Genomic DNA, 17,055 nt, shown 5'->3' with positions numbered 1-17,055 from the left:
TGTTTTATTTTTATGAAAAACATATTTTATATATTATTAGCTTGTTTAGTTTTAAGCTCTTGTAACGAATACCAGAAAGCATTAAAAGCTGAAGGTGAAGGTGCTATTGCAGAAAAATTTAAATTAGGTGAAGCTTTGTACAACGAAGGTAAATTTGAAAAAGCAAATAAGCTTTTTGCTCAAATAGTTCCTAATTATAGAGGAAAGCCACAAGCTGAAAAACTAATGTATTTATATTCTAACTCATTTTATAAAATGGGTGATTATTACATTTCTGGATATCAGTTTGATCGTTTTGCTGCCAGTTATCCTAAAAGTGAGAAAGTGGAAGAAGTTTCTTTTTTAGCCGCAAAGAGCTATTATGAATTGTCTCCTGTTTACACTAAAGATCAAAAGGAGACTAAAGAGGCCTTAGAAAAAATACAAAATTTTATCAATATATTTCCAGAATCAGAATACATAGCAGAAGCTAACGAGCTTGTTAAAGAACTTGATTTTAAATTAGAAAAAAAAGCTTTTGAAATAGCAAAGCAATATAACAGAATATCAGATTATCCTGCTTCAGTTAAATCGTTTAATAACTTTCTTTTTGACTTTCCAGGTTCTACTTTAAAAGAAGAAGCTTTATTCTACAGACTTGATTCTGCATATAAATTAGCAACAAATAGTATTGAATTAAAAAGAACACTAACAGGAGTAGTACAATTAAAAAAACAGCGTTTGGAGGAAGCCAAAGAGTTTTATACAAACTTTAAGAAAACCTTCGCAAACTCTAAATACATATCAGAAGTGGATAATATGGCCACAATTATAGACGAAGAATTAAACAAATACACAGCACAAGTTAATTAACACAATAATAATGGATTTAAAGAAAACCAATGCTCCAGTAAATACGGTAACGTATGACAGAAATCAGATTGACGAGCCAACAGAAAATATCTATGAGTCAATTTCTATTATTTCAAGACGTGCAGAGCAAATTAATACAGAGATAAAAAAAGAACTTATCGATAAGTTAGAAGAATTTGCTACTTACAACGATAGTCTTGAAGAAATCTTTGAAAATAAAGAGCAAATTGAGGTTTCTAAATTTTACGAAAAATTACCAAAACCTCATGCGTTAGCTGTTCAAGAATGGTTAACAGATAAAATTTATTTTAGAAATACTGAGGAAGATTCTCAGGAATAATTTTTAAAATGTCAATATTAAGCGGCAAGAACATACTATTAGGAATTAGTGGTGGTATTGCCGCTTACAAAACAGCTTCATTAGTAAGACTTTTTATAAAATCGGGCGCTAACTTAAAAGTAGTTATGACGCCATCTTCAAAAGATTTTATAACCCCATTAACGTTATCAACACTTTCTAAAAACCCAGTACACTCATCTTTTACAAACGAAGAAGATGATAATGCGATTTGGAATAATCATGTAGATTTAGGCTTGTGGGCAGACGTTTTTGTAATTGCTCCAGCAACAGCAAATACACTATCTAAAATGGCAAATGGTAGTAGCGACAACCTATTATTAGCAACATACTTATCGGCTAAGTGTCCTGTTTATTTTGCACCAGCAATGGATTTAGATATGTATAAACATCCTTCTAGTCATGAAAGTTTTTCTAAACTTCAGTCTTTTGGAAATATTATGATTCCTGCAACTAGCGGCGAATTAGCAAGTGGTTTAGTTGGTGAGGGAAGAATGGCAGAACCAGAAGATATTGTTTCATTTATTGAAAATGATATTTTAGACAAACTTCCGCTCCGAGGAAAAAAAGTATTAATTACCGCAGGACCAACTTACGAAGCCATAGATCCAGTTCGTTTTATAGGTAACCATTCAAGTGGTAAAATGGGATTTGAAATTGCAAAAGCATCGGCTAATTTAGGTGCTGAAGTTTTTTTAATAACAGGACCAACTCATCAAAAAGCAGTTCATAATTTAATAAATATTATACCCGTTACTAGTGCTAACGATATGTACGATGCAGCCCATATGCATTTTGATGATGTAGATGTGGCTATACTTTCTGCAGCTGTTGCGGATTTTAAACCGAAAGAAGTTGCTAAACAGAAAATAAAGAAGAAGGAACCAACGTTAACTTTAGAGTTAGAAAAAACAAAAGATATTCTAGCATCGTTAGGAGAAATAAAAAAACAGCAATATTTAGTTGGATTTGCTTTGGAAACTAACAACGAGTTAGAGAATGCAAAAGGAAAATTAAAAAAGAAGAATTTAAATTTAATTGTTTTAAATTCGTTGAAAGATAAAGGCGCTGGTTTTAAAAGTGATACTAATAAGGTAACCTTTATTGATGATAATAATGAAATCAATCGGTTTGAATTAAAATCGAAAACTGAAGTTGCTAATGATTTATTAAATAAAATTCTAAAAGAAATAAATGCGTAATATTTTAATAGCTTTATTGTTTAGTATTGGTTTTTCTGGTATAGCTCAAGAATTAAACTGTACTGTAGTTGTAAATGCACAACAAACAGGAAACGAAAATTTTCCAATTTTTAAAACTTTAGAAAAGCAATTAAATGAGTTTGTAAATAATACAAAATGGACTAGTAAAAATTTTGCACCTCAAGAGCGTATAGATTGTAGTATGTTTATAAATGTGTCTAACTACAGTGGAGAAACTTTTCAAGCGTCATTACAAGTGCAATCTTCTAGACCAGTTTACGGCTCATCTTTTACAACACCTGTTTATAATTTTAATGATGGTTACTTCAATTTCAGATACTTAGAATTTCAAAATTTAATATATAATCCTACTCAGTTTGAATCAAATTTAATATCTGTATTAGCGTTTCATATACAAATGATTCTTGGTTTAGATGCAGATTCATTTGTTCAAAATGGTGGTGCAGACTATTACAAACAAGCTCAAGTTATAACAAACTATTCTCAACAAGGGAATTTTTCTGGTTGGAAAATAGAAGATGGTTTACAAAGTAGATTTGCACTTATAGATAATATTTTATCACCAACATTTAAAGAATACAGGGATGTTATTTACAATTATCATAGAAATGGTTTGGATGCTATGGCAGATAACGTAAAGCAAGGAAAAGAACAAATAGCTACCTCGCTTAAAAAATTTCAAGTTATGAATAGTCGCAGGCCTAATTCTTTTTTATTGCGTACTTTTTTTGATGCCAAGGCTGAAGAAATTGAGCAAATTTTTACTGGCGGTCCCAATGTAAATGTGGCAAGTGTTAAAGAGACTCTGCAAAAAGTAGCGCCAATGCACAGTAGTAAATGGCAAAATATTAAGTTTTAAAAACCACTTTTTTTAAACCACATTTCTTATATTTATTTTCATAATTCAAATTTTAAATTAAACTTTTGTTAGTATCGCTTTCTATTAAAAATTATGCTTTAATTGATAACCTTCATGTTAATTTTAATGATGGTTTTTCTATAATTACAGGAGAAACAGGAGCGGGTAAATCTATTCTTTTAGGTGGTTTATCTTTAATACTTGGTAAACGTGCAGATTTAAGTAGTTTAAAAGACTCGACACAAAAATGTATCATTGAAGCTGTTTTTAATGTGTCTAATTATAAATTGAAACCGCTTTTTAAAGCTGAAGATTTTGATTATGACGATCAAACAATAATTCGTCGTGAAATTTTGCCATCTGGAAAATCTAGAGCTTTTGTAAATGATACACCCGTAAATTTAAATAGTTTACAAACTTTAGGTGAGCGTTTAATAGATATTCATTCTCAGCATCAAACACTGCAACTCATTAGTAATGATTTTCAATTTCAAGTTATTGACGCTTTAGCTAAGAATAGTGGTCTTTTAGAGGATTATAAAGCAGAGTTGAAATTATTTAAAAGCCTTAAGCAAGAACTTAAAGATATTTTAGATTTTCAAAATGAAGCTGTAAAAGAACATGATTATAACACCTTTTTGCTAAATGAATTAGTTGAAGCAAACTTAGTTGAAGGTGAAATAGAAACGCTAGAAGAAGAATATGAAACGTTAAATAATATTGAAGGTATCAAAGAAAGACTATCTGAAGCTTACCAATTATTAAACGAAGATGAAATAGGGTTAATTTCAAATTTAACTACTTTAAAGAATACATTTCAAAAACTTTCTGAATACTCTAAAAAATATGAAGATTTATATGATAGAGTAAACAGTAGTCTTATTGAAATAGATGATGTTTTTACTGAAGTTGATGCGCTTCAGGATGCCATTGATGCAGACCCAGCTAGACTAGAAATTGTAGACTCAAAATTACGCATATTACACAATCTAATGCAAAAGCATGTGTCATCTAATATTTCTGAATTAATTGAGGTAAAAAAGAACTTAGAAGAGAAAGTTTCGGTTACTGAAAATTTAGATGAAACAATACAGAAGAAACAATTAGAAATTGCATCAAAAGAAAATGAACTCAATGCTATTTCTAAAACCATTAATAAGAATAGAAAGGAAGTTATTCCAGAGTTAAAAAAACAACTAGAATCAATTTTAGTAAGTTTGGGTATGCCCAATGCTCAATTTAAAATACATATTGATTTTAAAGATGAGTTTTTTAACAATGGAAAAGACGAATTAAACTTTCTGTTTTCAGCAAATAAAGGTGGGCAGTTTAATGAACTTAAAAAAGCAGCTTCTGGAGGAGAATTATCTCGAATTATGCTGGCTATAAAATCTATTTTATCTAATTACATACAATTGCCAACCATTATGTTTGATGAAATAGATACGGGTGTTTCGGGTGAAATTTCAAATAAAATGGGAGATATTATGCTGGAAATGAGTAAAACAATGCAAGTGTTTTCAATAACTCATTTACCCCAAATTGCTGCAAAGGGTCATTCGCATTTTAAAGTCTATAAAGAAGATGTAAATGATGTAACACAAACGAACTTAATAAAGTTAAATCATGATGAGCGAATTGTTGAGATAGCTCAAATGTTAGGAGGTATAGAAATGTCCTCGTCAGCAATAGCTCATGCGAAAGAATTGCTGAATTAATTAGTATCTTTGAACTCAATTAAATCAATAATTAAACATATATAAACTAACCAAATATGTCGTACAACTTATTAAAAGGAAAAAAAGGAATCATTTTTGGAGCGCTAGATTCAAACTCAATAGCTTGGAAAACAGCAGAACGCGTTCATGAAGAAGGTGGGCAATTTGTATTAACCAACGCACCTGTTGCAATGCGAATGGGGCAAATTAATGAGTTGGCTAAAAAAACGGGTTCTCAAATTATACCAGCTGATGCTACATCTGAGGAAGATTTACAAAATTTGATAGATCAGTCTATGGAAATTCTTGGTGGTAAAATAGATTTTGTTTTACACTCTATTGGTATGTCTATAAATGTTAGAAAAGGAAAACATTACACAGATCAAAATTATGCTTGGACACAAAAGGGAACAGATGTTTCAGCTATGTCCTTTCACAAATTAATGCAAACTTTGTACAAGAGCGATGCAATGAATGAATGGGGAAGTATTGTAGCGTTAACTTACATGGCTGCACAACGCGTTTTTCCTGATTATAACGATATGGCAGATAATAAGGCGTATTTAGAGAGTATTGCACGTAGTTTTGGGTATTTCTTTGGTAGAGATAAAAAAGTGCGAGTAAATACTATTTCTCAATCACCAACACCAACAACTGCTGGTAGTGGTGTAAAGGGATTTGATGGTTTTATTGCTTACGCTGAAAAAATGTCGCCACTTGGGAATGCCACTGCTATGGATTGCGCTAATTACACAGTTTCTTTATTTAGCGATTTAACAAAACGTGTTACGTTGCAAAACCTATACAATGATGGTGGGTTTAGTAATATGGGTGTTAGCGATGCTGTAATGAGTACGTTTACAGGAGAAGACTAAATTATTTTAAATATAGAAAAAAAGCCATCTTTATTAAGGTGGCTTTTTTGTTACTTTTGTGTTATGCAATTAAACTTTTCATTTATCATTCCTGTTTATAATCGTCCGAACGAAATACAAGAATTGTTGCAAAGTTTTGTTGGATTAGAAACAAACATCAAATTTGAAATTGTAATAATTGAAGATGGTTCTGAAAAACCTTCAAAATCTGTTATTGATAGTTTTAAAGATAAACTAGATGTCGCTTATTTTTTCAAGGAGAATTCTGGACCGGGTGATTCAAGAAACTTCGGAATGCAAAAAGCAAATGGAAACTATTTTATCATATTAGATTCCGATTGTATTCTACCAAAAAACTATTTAGAAGAAGTAAAGAAAAGTTTAAAAACAGATTATGTAGATTGTTTTGGAGGTCCTGATGCGGCTCATAGCTCATTTACAAATCTTCAAAGAGCTATTGATTTTTCAATGACATCATTTATTACAACAGGTGGTATACGAGGAAATAAAAATAGTTTTGATAAATTTCAGCCACGTAGTTTTAATATGGGTTTATCAAGAAAAGCTTTTGAAGCATCAAAAGGTTTTGGGAGAATTCATCCAGGTGAAGACCCAGATTTAGTAATAAGACTCTGGAATTTAGGTTTTAAAACGAAATTGATTCCCGAGGCATTTATATATCATAAACGAAGAATTTCTTGGGTTAAATTTTATAAGCAGGTTTATAAATTTGGTTTAGTTCGACCTATTTTAAATACATGGCATCCACAAACTAAAAAAATAACCTATTGGTTTCCTACACTATTTTGTTTGGGTTTTATAGTTTCATTAATCTTATTTTTTATAAATTTTAAATGGCTATTTTTATGTTACCTTTTGTACTTTAGTTTAGCATTTGTTTTAGCTGTGTTTTCAACAAAGAGTATAGTGGTTTCAGTTTTATCAATACCTGCTATTTTAGTGCAATTTATAGGTTATGGTTTAGGCTTTTTAAAGTCTACATTTTTCATTGGTATTTTAAATAGAAAACCAGAAGCAGAATTTCCAGAACTATTTTTTAAATCAAAATGATAAAAAAGTTAAAGTCTGAAATAATAACTTCAATTAAAAACAAAAAAATAAATGTTTTCCTTTTATTTTTATTGTCGGCTTTTATTATTCTAATTTTTTCGAAACTTTCAAAGCAATACACAAAGACTATTGTTTTTGATATTGAGAAAATAAATGTTCCACAAGAGAATATTATTTTAAGCGATACAACTTCAGTTTTATCTTTAACTTTAAAAACTCACGGGTTTAAGTGGTTAGAATATTATATTAAAAAGCCAGAGATAACCGTAGATTTTAGTAATGATGTTTATAAGAAAGATTCTTTCTTTGTTTGGAGTAAGTCTGAGGCTTTTTTAAATAATACTCAGTTTGATAAGCAAGTTGAGTTATTAAACATATCTCCCGACACATTACTGTTTGCTTTTGGAAAAAATGAAGTAAGGACTGTTCCAGTAAAACTCAATTCAAATATTAAGTTTGCTGCGGGCTATGACATTTCTAGCGATTATGTTTTAGAACCCGATTCTATCCAAATAATAGGTCCAGATATACTTGTAAAAGAAATTAAATATTTAGGGACAGATACAATTTCGTTGTCAAATATAAAATCAGATATATCGCAATTAATCAAATTAAAGCTTCCAGAAAATAAAGAAGAATTACAATTTTCTGATAGAAGTATTAATTTAATTGGGAAAGTAGAAAAACATACAGAAGGCACTTTAAAAATTCCAGTAAATGTAATTAACGTCCCTAAAGGAACTATCTTAAATTATTTTCCTAAGGTAGTTAGTTTATCGTATTATGTCAGTTTAAGTAATTTTAAAAGTGTAAAAAGTAAGGATTTTAAAGTGGTATGTGATTATAGTAAGGTTTCTACAAATCATTCTATTTTAATACCAGAATTAGTTAAATTTCCTAAAACAGTTAAGAATGTAAAAATTAATCAGCAACGTATTGAATTTATAATTACAGAATGATTATAGTAGGTTTAACAGGTGGTATAGGTAGTGGTAAAACATCAGTTGCAAAGCAGTTTGAAGCTATGGGAGTGCCTGTCTATATTGCTGATTATGAGGCAAAAAAACTAATTAAGAAATCTAAAATAATTAAGCGAAAACTGATTCAATTATTTGGCAATGAAGCCTACTTAAATGGGAAATTAAATAAATCTTACATAGCTGATATTATTTTTAATGACAAGAAATATTTGGATAAAATGAATGCTATTATTCATCCAAGAGTAGCTAAGCATTTTAAAAAATGGGTATTAAAGCAAACGTCACCTTACGTTATTAAAGAGGTTGCTATTCTTTTTGAAAATGCGGGATATAAACTTTGCGATTATGTTGTAACGGTAACAGCACCAAAAACATTAAGGATTGAACGTGTTTTAAAACGAGATAATACAACTAAAGCAAAAATTGAGGCTATTATGAAAAATCAATGGTCTGATGATGAAAAAGTGATGCTTTCCGACTTTGTAATTGAAAATATTGAACTTGAAAATACTAAAAGTCAAGTAAAAAAAATACACGAATTACTTCTTCAAAAATCACAATAAAATATATTGTTTAACATTTTTGTTAACGTAAGGTTAAATGATAACTCAGCTAAATGTTAAAATGTTAATTTTGATTGATGAAAAAAAGAATATTTTTCTTACTAATTGTTTTAATGAGTTTATCTCTTATTGGTATTATAGCTGTACAGGCTTATTACATAAACAATTCAGTTGAAAATGAAAGAGAGCGATTTGAGTATAACGTAAAAAAGTCTTTAAGTTATGTAGCTAATACTTTAGAAGATGAAGAATTAGATAGACTTTTTAATGTATACCAAAGTCTAGATAAGGAGAAGAAAAAAGATTCAACTGCTGTATCACAATTATTTATATATCAACAAAATAAAGATACCAACGAAACTGTTATTTACTCTCAAGGTATATTAGAAGAGAATTATAAATTATCGTCTTCTATACTAGATGCTGGTTTTGATGTTGATAGTATAAATTTAAAACGATTTACAGGTAGTTCTAAAATAGAGGTTTTTAATTCAGATTTAACAGATAAGGATATCGAACAAAGCCCTATTTCTAAGATTACTAATATTGGAAGAATATTAGAGCCAGAAATAAGTTATTTGAAGAAAAACTTTAGAGAGGCTTTAAAAAGAAAACCTATTCATACAAGGATTTCTGAAGATGAAATTACTAGGTTATTATCAAAAAAGTTAAAAGAAAATAATATAGATATAAATTATGAGTTTGCAATTTACAGTAATGATTTAGCAACAAAAGTACAAAGTGATAATTTTGAAAATTACAAAAAGTCTACTTACAGTACAGCCATATTTTATGATGATAATAAACAAACACCATATAAGTTATTAGTTAATTTTCCAGGTGATAGTAAATTCATACTATCGTCTGTTATAGGCATGATGACGCTATCAATAGTGTTTACTTTAATTATAATTATAGCATATTCAAGTTCGTTATATCAACTAATAAAGCAACGTAAAATATCTCAGATAAAAACTGATTTTATAAATAATATGACGCATGAGTTTAAAACGCCAATAGCAACAATAAACTTAGCACTAGACTCTATTAAGAACCCTAAGATAATAGGAGACCAAGAAAAGGTGAAGCGTTATTTAGGTATGATTAAGGAAGAAAATAAACGCATGCATGCTCAGGTGGAAAATGTTTTAAGAATATCAAAATTAGAAAAGAACGAGCTTAACATTAGTAAGGATAGGGTTAAGTTACACGACTTAATACTAGACGCTATTACTCATGTAGAATTGATAGTTGAAGATAGAAATGGATATATAAAAACGTTTTTAGAAGCTGATAAATCATCAATTTTAGCTAATGAAACGCATTTTACAAATGTAATAGTGAATATTTTGGATAATGCTATAAAGTATTCTCCAGAAGCCCCGAAAATTGAAGTATATACAGAAAATGTTGGAAATAATATTTTACTAAAAATAAAAGATCATGGTAGTGGAATGAGTAAAGCTGCCGTAAAGCGTGTGTTCGAAAAATTTTATAGAGAACATACTGGAAACATACATAACGTAAAAGGTCATGGTCTTGGACTGGCTTATGTTAAGCGAATTGTAGATGACCATCAAGGTCATGTATCTGCTGAAAGTGAAAAAGATAACGGAAGTACATTTACCATAAAACTTCCCATAATAACATAAAAATGGAAGCAATAAACAAGAAAATTTTATTAGTTGAAGACGATCCAAATTTTGGAACTGTTCTTAAAGATTATTTAATCATGAACGATTATGATGTTGTTCATGCTAAAAATGGAATGGAAGGATTTGAAAAATTCAAAAAAGATGATTTTGATTTATGCATTCTAGATGTTATGATGCCTTACAAAGACGGTTTTACTTTAGCTAAAGAAATTCGTGAAAAAAACACTGATGTGCCTATTGTTTTTCTAACAGCAAAAGCTATGAAAGAAGACGTTTTAAAAGGCTACAAGGTTGGTGCTGATGACTATTTAAACAAACCATTTGATAGCGAGGTTCTATTAATGAAAATAAAAGCTATCATTCAACGTAAAGCAACTGAGACGATATCAGATAGCAAGCAATTTGAATTTAAAATAGGGAAATTCGATTTAAATTCTAAATTACGTTTCTTACGTTTTGATGGTGGAGAGCCAATTAAATTATCTCCAAAAGAGAATGAATTATTACGCTTGCTAGCTTTACATGAAAATGATTTAATGCCACGTGAGTTAGCATTAACAAAAATATGGCGTGATGATAATTATTTTACATCTAGAAGTATGGACGTGTATATTGCTAAGCTACGTAAGTACTTAAAATTGGATGAAAAGGTTGAGATTTTAAATATACACGGAGAAGGGTTTAGGCTTGTTATTAACCAATAAGTAAATTAAAAAGTAGTCTATTTCATTTGCCAGAGTCTCCACCAAGGTACTCCCGGAGAATCATGATGTTCATAGTGATAACCAAAAAAATAGCAGCTTAAAAAAGCCCATAAATGGTTTTTTTTAAGTGATCCAGACTTATGTTTATTGCCATGTTCGTGACCATCTTTATGCGGTATATATGTTCCAAAATAAAACAACTGAGATGTAGATAATATACCTGGTAAAATCCAAAATAGTAATAAATTTTCAAGAGGAAATACAAATCTCAGTAGTTGTAAGCTAATTGTCATTAATATTAGCTGTTTTAAGGTTGTGTATTTTTTTATAAAATTCCAATACCAAATCCAAAAATTTCCAGATTCGTGGTAATCAGGATCATCTTCTGAGGCTACAAACTTATGATGGTCGTGGTGTTTATACAGAAGCCTATTATAGGAATTGAAAGCAAATAACACCAAGGTTATTTGACCAAGAATTTTATTAATTTTCCTATTTTTAGATACAGTACCATGCATCGCGTCGTGTGCGGTTATAAACAATCCAGTATAAAGATGTGTTTGTATTAAAATACCAAATAGTACTAATGGGTTTGTATAGTCAAAATCCCATTTTAATAACACATAGAGACTTAAAGCCCAAATTAATATAATGGATATGCCTAGTATTATTCCAATAGGATCTACAGATAAGTTTAAGCTTTTTTTACTTTTCATAGCATTAATAAACAAGCTTCTTTTTTTTGTTTAACAAATTAAACAAAAAAATAAACAAATACACAAAAAACTTCTACAAATTGCACGGTTTTTCGGTAAAAAATTGTAAAATGATGGATGAATGAAAATTTATAGACTTTAAAAGGATTTATTTACTGCTTAACGTATTTTAAACACGTGATTTAAGCCATTCTCTAAACTCATAAAAATTTTGAGGAGCGACACCATGACCCACGGGAAATTCGGAATACGAGTGTTTAATATTTAATTGTTTTAAAAATGGTGATGTTTGTTGTGCCCACTGAACAGGAATTACCTGATCTACACTACCATGTGAACAATAGAAATCTAAATTTGAGTAATCTTTTTCTTTTAAATTACCAGCAATTATATCTTGATTTACATAACCGCTCAAGGCAACTATGTTTTTCACCTTTTCAGGAAAAGATAATGCAACTGCAAAACTTAAAATACAACCTTGACTAAATCCTAAAAGCGATACATTATTTTTATTTACAGGATATTTAGTAACAGCTTCATCAATAAAATTAGCAATTAAATCACGTGATTGTTTTGCTTGTTCATTATCACTCCATTTACCTTTTTCATTATCGAAATTAATTGCATACCAAGCATTTCCAAAGGGTTGCATTGGGTAAGGTGCTTTTACAGATATAATGAATAGCTCTTCCGGTAATTCAGCAGAAAAAGAAAACAAATCGTTTTCATCACTACCATAGCCATGTAACATTATTAATAATGGAGCATTACTGCTTAAACTAGACTCGCGAATTAAATGTTGAAGTGAAAGTGATTTATTTTCCAAGATTAGCAAAAATTTTCTGGTACAATGCTCCAACTAGAGGAACTGCTTGTGCCTTTTTTGAAATGGCACTGGTAAATCCATAAATAAAAAGTATGGCAAAAAACAAATAAAAACTAGATGTAATTAACCAGCTATTAAAGCTCCCAACAATGTAGCCCAAAGCAAAAAAAGTAAGCCACAAACCTAAAGATTGCCTAATATGAAAACTTGCAAATGTACTTTTGTTTTTTTCTTCAATATTTAGATAATAAGCAATAATAACTCCAAAAATGGTTATGTAGCTTATTATGGCATTTTTTCGACCTCTTTCAATATCCTGCTCTGTCATTATTTATGAGTTTAATGAGATGATGTTATTAGAAATAATACCATAGACCTTACCTTTTAGAGTTTCTCCTTCAAAAATGGCATTTTTAGATTTTGAAATGATATTATCTTTACTAAATATATACTTTGTTTCAGGGTTAAAAAGTGTAATATCTAATGAATTACCTGTATTTATAGAATTTGAGCTTAATCCGAATCTAGATTTCCCTTTAGTTAAAATATCTATACTCTTTTTTAGAGTAAATATATTTTGAAGCGCACCAAAAGCACTTTCTAAACCTATTGTACCACATTCAGCGTGGTCAAATTCTATTTTCTTTTGCTCAATATCAATAGGAGTATGATCGCTGGTAACCATATCTATAGTACCATCTTTAACAGCTTCAATTAGAGCGTCAATGTCTTTTTTAATTCTTAGAGGTGGTAATACTTTAAAGTGTGTGTTAAAATCTGTAAGAACATCATCAGAAAAATATAGGTTATGAATAGCTACACTACAAGTAACATCTAACTTCTTCTTTTTTGCTTCTTTTATTAAAGCTACCGATTTTGCTGATGAAATTGTTGGAATATGTAGTTTCCCTCCTGTATATTCTAGTAAAAATAAATCGCGTGCAATTTGCAATTCTTCTGCTAAAGCAGGATTTCCCTTTAAACCAAGTTTTGTACTGGTTATACTTTCATTCATTACGCCATTTCCAGAAATTTTATTCTCTTGCGGAAATGAACAAACTAATCCATCAAAATTACTTGCGTATTGCAAGGCTATTTTCATCAGGTTAGGGTTAGAAACAGGTTTTTTATAATCGTAAAACGCAACAGCACCAGCAGAATTCATATCGTAAAGTTCTGCTAAATCTTCACCTTTACTTTCAGTGGTTAAGGCCCCAATAGGCAGAAGCGAAACGGCATTATTAATTGCTTTTGAGTTTACAAAAGTGATGTCTGAATTTGAATCTATTACTGGATTTGTATTGGCATTCATTGCCACAGCTGTAAACCCAGAAGCAGCGGCGGTTTTTAAACCGTTTGCAATGGTGTCTCGTTCTTCAAACCCAGGCTCACCAAAACTTACACTGCTATCAAACCAACCTTGAGATATGTGTAAGTTATCTAACTTTATTTCTTGATAGTTTTTAGAGTTTTTAATATTGCTGGCAATCTTAGTAATCAGACCATTTTCAATTAATAAATCTTGAGTAGAATTGTGAAACTCACTTTTAGAATCTATTATTGTAGCAGATTTTATAAGTATGTTCATTTAAAATATTTTAAGATGAGCATTTCAATAATCAGTAAGGTTAGCGCAAAAATAACAAACCATTTCCAGAGCGCATTAACTTTTGTATCACTTTTTATAGTTTCAAAAACGTCTTGAATGGAATCATCTACAACTATATTGCTTAAATTAGATAGATTCTTATAATTCAAATTACTTTCATTCCTATCATAATTGTAACTTACTTTTTTTATAGTTTCAGTTTTGTTATTTATGGAATATGTATTGGCAATACTGGGGAGTTCAGATGTTTTTATGGCTACTTTGTTATTATAATAACGCTGCTCAGGAATAATATTAATATCATTATAATTAAGCGATAAGATATTGTCTTGTTGCAATTTGGTATTAACATCGTAAGTGTTATTCTTTCCTATAGTGTAGTATAATTCAGGAACTTTATAGCTGTATTTACCAATATTATAAAGCGTAGGAACAATTAAAGGTGAGTTTTTAAAACTAGAATTGTCTCTTTTTAAAGAAGCAGTAAAAATAAAAGTATTCTTATTTTGAAACAAAAATGGTTTACCGTCTTCAAAACTTAAAATAGAGGAGCTAGTATTTGAATTTGTACTGAAATAACTATTAACCTTAGGATATTGAAAATTCTTGACTTGTTTTTCAAAAACACCATTATTATATAATGGATGAGAATAATTAATAGTAGTAATGCGCTTTTCTACAGGAACTAAATTATCAAAACTAGATTGATAATTTAATAAAAACTGGTTGTATGAGGCTTTATTGCTATCCTTTGAAGGAATAATAATTAGTGTTCCATTTTGTTGCGTAAACTGTTTTAAAGCAGCCAATAAAGTACTAGAAATATTATCTAATTCGTTTAAAATTATAAGGTTTTGAGATTCAATAAGATTATAATTTAATTGATTTTCTGTAGTAGATATATAATTAAATTCTTCGTTTGTGTAAATACGTTTTAAAAACGAATCTTCAGTTGCATTTACAGAAAGTACATTTACTTTTGATGTGCTATTAATATTGAAATACAGAATATTATCAAATTGGAGATTTGCATCATCAATCGTTATTTTTCCATTTATAATGTCATTTGTAGGTATTGAAAACGTTGTACTCATTTTCTTGTTACCACTAACAGAGGTTTTTGCAATTAAATTATTATTGTTGAAAAGTGAAACTGGTAAGTTTTCAATAGGATTACCGTTGTTTTTAATAGTAACTTTTAACTCAATATTTGTGGCTGTTTTGTTTGAAATAGCTACACTTTCTAAAGAAATATTATTGGTGTTTACCGGCTTTAATTTTACAAAATAATGATTTAGTAAAGAGTCATTATAAATACTGAAATCACTTTCGTTTTCTTGAAAATCAGAAATAAAAATCAAGTCTTTTACAATACCATTTTGGTCACTAAAAAAAGTTTTAGTCTTTAACAAAGCAGCATCTGTAGTTAGACTATTGGCCGAATATGGTAGTTGAAGCAACTCATTTTTAATAGCTTTAATTGTTGTGTTTTTAAAAACACTGCTATTAGTAATTAAAGATATATTTTCATCTTCCGGTATGTTGGTTATAATATCTTGTATAGCGCGTTTTAGTAATTCACCTTGGTTTCCTTTAGCTTGCATACTGAAAGAATTATCTAAATAAATAACCGTTTCTTTTTTAGTTTTAAACGCTTTAGTTTTAGATACAAATGGTTGAGCAAAAGCAAACACTAATGCACTAATAAGTAATAACCTTGTTAATAATATTAGCCATTTTTTTATTTGCGAACTCTTGCGAGTTTGTAATGTTGCTTCTTTTAGAAAAGCTACATTAGTAAATGGTATTTTTTGAAATTTACGTAATTGAAATAGATGAATGATAATAGGTATGAGCAGTAAAAATAGTGCGTAAAGAAGTTCGGGGTTTTTAAACTGCATTCCTTTTTAGATTTGTCAAATATAGAAAATGAAAATGAAATATGACACACTAAAAATTATTTAACAAAAGAATACATAATCTTCAATAGGCTTTAACTGTAAATTATGCATATAATTTTTTATTTCTGTTTGCGCCGTTTTGTTTGCCACAGTTATAATACTTTGAGAGTTTTTAATGTGTTCTAAAAAACTAAAGGGCTGCAATATTATACCGTAAATATCTTTACCAATTTTTTTAGGATTATCGCAAATCCAATTAAATGGAATACCTTTGGAAAGAAGTGTTTTGGCTACTTTCTTTCCCTTATTTCCTGCTCCCCAAATAACTAAGGTTTTATTTGGATTAAAATCTAGTTCTAAAAAGTAGTTTAGTTTTAAATCTAAAAAATGATTTTCAGCATAATGTTTATGTGTTCTGGAAGTACGCGTATTGTAATCTCTCCAATCATGTAAAACATGGTTACACGGAATACATTTGTAGCTGTGTTTGTAAAATCGAAAAGCCAAATCGTAATCTTCAGGGTATGTATTTAAATTAAATGCTTCACAGGCTATTAAATCACTTCTGTAAACCATCCAGCAAGGTGAGGGAATAACACATTCTTTATAAATTTCACTGTAATTATTTCCTGATTTAGTTAATTTATTTAGCCAAGTTTCATAGCTTTTATAACCGCTTTTAATACCATATTTAGAGAAATAGTTTACCAAACCAATGGCAACATGTTTTTTTCCATATTTTAAAAGATTAATGGCTAATACTTCTATTTTTTCTGGACGCATAATATCATCGCTATCCATACGAGTAATAAGTTGACCTTCGCTTACTGAAAACGCTAGTTTTAAAGCTTCTATTATACCGTTTCCAGAATTTCTAAATAGTCTTATTCTAGAATCTTTTTTTGAATAATTGCTAACAATATTATAACTATTATCAGCCGAGTGGTCATCTACAATTATTAATTCCCAGTTTTTGTATGTTTGTTTAATTATTGATTTTAAACAATCATCTAAAAAACCTTCGGTGTTTTTAAATGGAATTATAATACTAACAAGAGGCTGTTGCATAATGCTAATTTAACAAAACCTTAAGAATACCAATCGTAACATAGTGGTATTTTGCGCGTCAATTGAAAAACAAATTT

The 17,055-nt window shown here is 29.4% G+C and carries 17 protein-coding genes; 11 read left to right on the top strand and 6 right to left on the bottom strand.

Going from position 1 to position 17,055, the window contains the following annotated elements:
- The first annotated feature begins 12 nt into the window (after positions 1 to 12).
- The 11 genes from ABD939_RS10935 (at position 13) to ABD939_RS10885 (ending at position 10,858) form a co-directional block, all read left to right on the top strand.
- Positions 13 to 852 (top strand): outer membrane protein assembly factor BamD, encoded by an 840-nt coding sequence (locus tag ABD939_RS10935; RefSeq protein WP_345168331.1) that lies wholly within the window; start codon positions 13 to 15, stop codon positions 850 to 852.
- Between the two features lie 10 nt (positions 853 to 862).
- Entirely contained in the window at positions 863 to 1,192 is a 330-nt protein-coding gene (locus ABD939_RS10930; RefSeq protein WP_136481415.1) for a DNA-directed RNA polymerase subunit omega, read from the top strand.
- 8 nt (positions 1,193 to 1,200) lie between these two features.
- Positions 1,201 to 2,412: a bifunctional phosphopantothenoylcysteine decarboxylase/phosphopantothenate--cysteine ligase CoaBC gene (gene coaBC / locus ABD939_RS10925; protein ID WP_345168323.1), complete on the top strand. Its 1,212-nt coding sequence runs from the start codon at positions 1,201 to 1,203 to the stop codon at positions 2,410 to 2,412.
- Positions 2,405 to 3,292, top strand: coding sequence for a type IX secretion system protein PorD (porD, locus tag ABD939_RS10920; RefSeq protein ID WP_345168321.1), 888 nt, complete (start codon positions 2,405 to 2,407; stop codon positions 3,290 to 3,292). Before coaBC ends, porD begins: the two co-directional genes overlap by 8 nt.
- Positions 3,293 to 3,357: 65 nt before the next feature.
- Positions 3,358 to 5,010 carry a DNA repair protein RecN gene (gene recN, locus ABD939_RS10915; RefSeq protein WP_345168319.1) on the top strand — a complete coding sequence of 551 codons (1,653 nt, stop codon included), beginning with the start codon at positions 3,358 to 3,360 and terminating at the stop codon, positions 5,008 to 5,010.
- 56 nt (positions 5,011 to 5,066) lie between these two features.
- On the top strand, positions 5,067 to 5,885 hold the full coding sequence (locus tag ABD939_RS10910) for an enoyl-ACP reductase FabI (protein WP_345168317.1): 819 nt from the start codon (positions 5,067 to 5,069) through the stop codon (positions 5,883 to 5,885).
- A 63-nt stretch (positions 5,886 to 5,948) separates the two neighbouring features.
- A complete protein-coding gene (locus ABD939_RS10905) occupies positions 5,949 to 6,956 on the top strand; it encodes a glycosyltransferase family 2 protein (protein ID WP_345168314.1) in 1,008 nt (335 codons plus the stop codon).
- A complete protein-coding gene (locus ABD939_RS10900) occupies positions 6,953 to 7,915 on the top strand; it encodes a CdaR family protein (protein WP_345168311.1) in 963 nt (320 codons plus the stop codon). Before ABD939_RS10905 ends, ABD939_RS10900 begins: the two co-directional genes overlap by 4 nt.
- A complete protein-coding gene (gene coaE / locus ABD939_RS10895; RefSeq protein WP_345168308.1) occupies positions 7,912 to 8,499 on the top strand; it encodes a dephospho-CoA kinase in 588 nt (195 codons plus the stop codon). Before ABD939_RS10900 ends, coaE begins: the two co-directional genes overlap by 4 nt.
- A 77-nt stretch (positions 8,500 to 8,576) precedes the next feature.
- Complete coding sequence (locus ABD939_RS10890) at positions 8,577 to 10,151, top strand: sensor histidine kinase (RefSeq protein WP_345168306.1); 1,575 nt, start codon at positions 8,577 to 8,579, stop codon at positions 10,149 to 10,151.
- A gap of 2 nt (positions 10,152 to 10,153) precedes the next feature.
- Positions 10,154 to 10,858, top strand: a complete 705-nt coding sequence (locus tag ABD939_RS10885) for a response regulator transcription factor (RefSeq protein WP_345168303.1) — start codon at positions 10,154 to 10,156, stop codon at positions 10,856 to 10,858.
- Between the two features lie 17 nt (positions 10,859 to 10,875).
- On the opposite strand, the gene ABD939_RS10880 is transcribed toward ABD939_RS10885, so the two are convergent.
- From ABD939_RS10880 to ABD939_RS10855, 6 genes are all read right to left on the bottom strand, one after another.
- A complete protein-coding gene (locus ABD939_RS10880) occupies positions 10,876 to 11,574 on the bottom strand; it encodes a fatty acid desaturase (protein WP_345168300.1) in 699 nt (232 codons plus the stop codon).
- A 169-nt stretch (positions 11,575 to 11,743) separates the two neighbouring features.
- A complete protein-coding gene (locus ABD939_RS10875; protein ID WP_345168297.1) occupies positions 11,744 to 12,400 on the bottom strand; it encodes an alpha/beta hydrolase in 657 nt (218 codons plus the stop codon).
- Positions 12,390 to 12,728: a hypothetical protein gene (locus ABD939_RS10870; protein ID WP_345168294.1), complete on the bottom strand. Its 339-nt coding sequence runs from the start codon at positions 12,726 to 12,728 to the stop codon at positions 12,390 to 12,392. Before ABD939_RS10870 ends, ABD939_RS10875 begins: the two co-directional genes overlap by 11 nt.
- 3 nt (positions 12,729 to 12,731) lie before the next feature.
- The gene (locus ABD939_RS10865; RefSeq protein WP_345168292.1) at positions 12,732 to 13,988 is read right to left on the bottom strand and encodes a dihydroorotase; all 1,257 of its coding nucleotides are present in this window, start codon (positions 13,986 to 13,988) and stop codon (positions 12,732 to 12,734) included.
- The gene (locus ABD939_RS10860) at positions 13,985 to 15,910 is read right to left on the bottom strand and encodes a vWA domain-containing protein (RefSeq protein ID WP_345168289.1); all 1,926 of its coding nucleotides are present in this window, start codon (positions 15,908 to 15,910) and stop codon (positions 13,985 to 13,987) included. Before ABD939_RS10860 ends, ABD939_RS10865 begins: the two co-directional genes overlap by 4 nt.
- A gap of 60 nt (positions 15,911 to 15,970) precedes the next feature.
- A complete protein-coding gene (locus tag ABD939_RS10855; protein WP_345168286.1) occupies positions 15,971 to 16,978 on the bottom strand; it encodes a glycosyltransferase family 2 protein in 1,008 nt (335 codons plus the stop codon).
- Positions 16,979 to 17,055: the final 77 nt, after the last annotated feature.

It is taken from the genome of Algibacter aquimarinus (genome assembly GCF_039543265.1).
In the GTDB taxonomy this organism is placed as follows: Bacteria; Bacteroidota; Bacteroidia; order Flavobacteriales; family Flavobacteriaceae; genus Algibacter_B; species Algibacter_B aquimarinus.
This window is presented reverse-complemented; position numbering and strand designations above follow the sequence as displayed.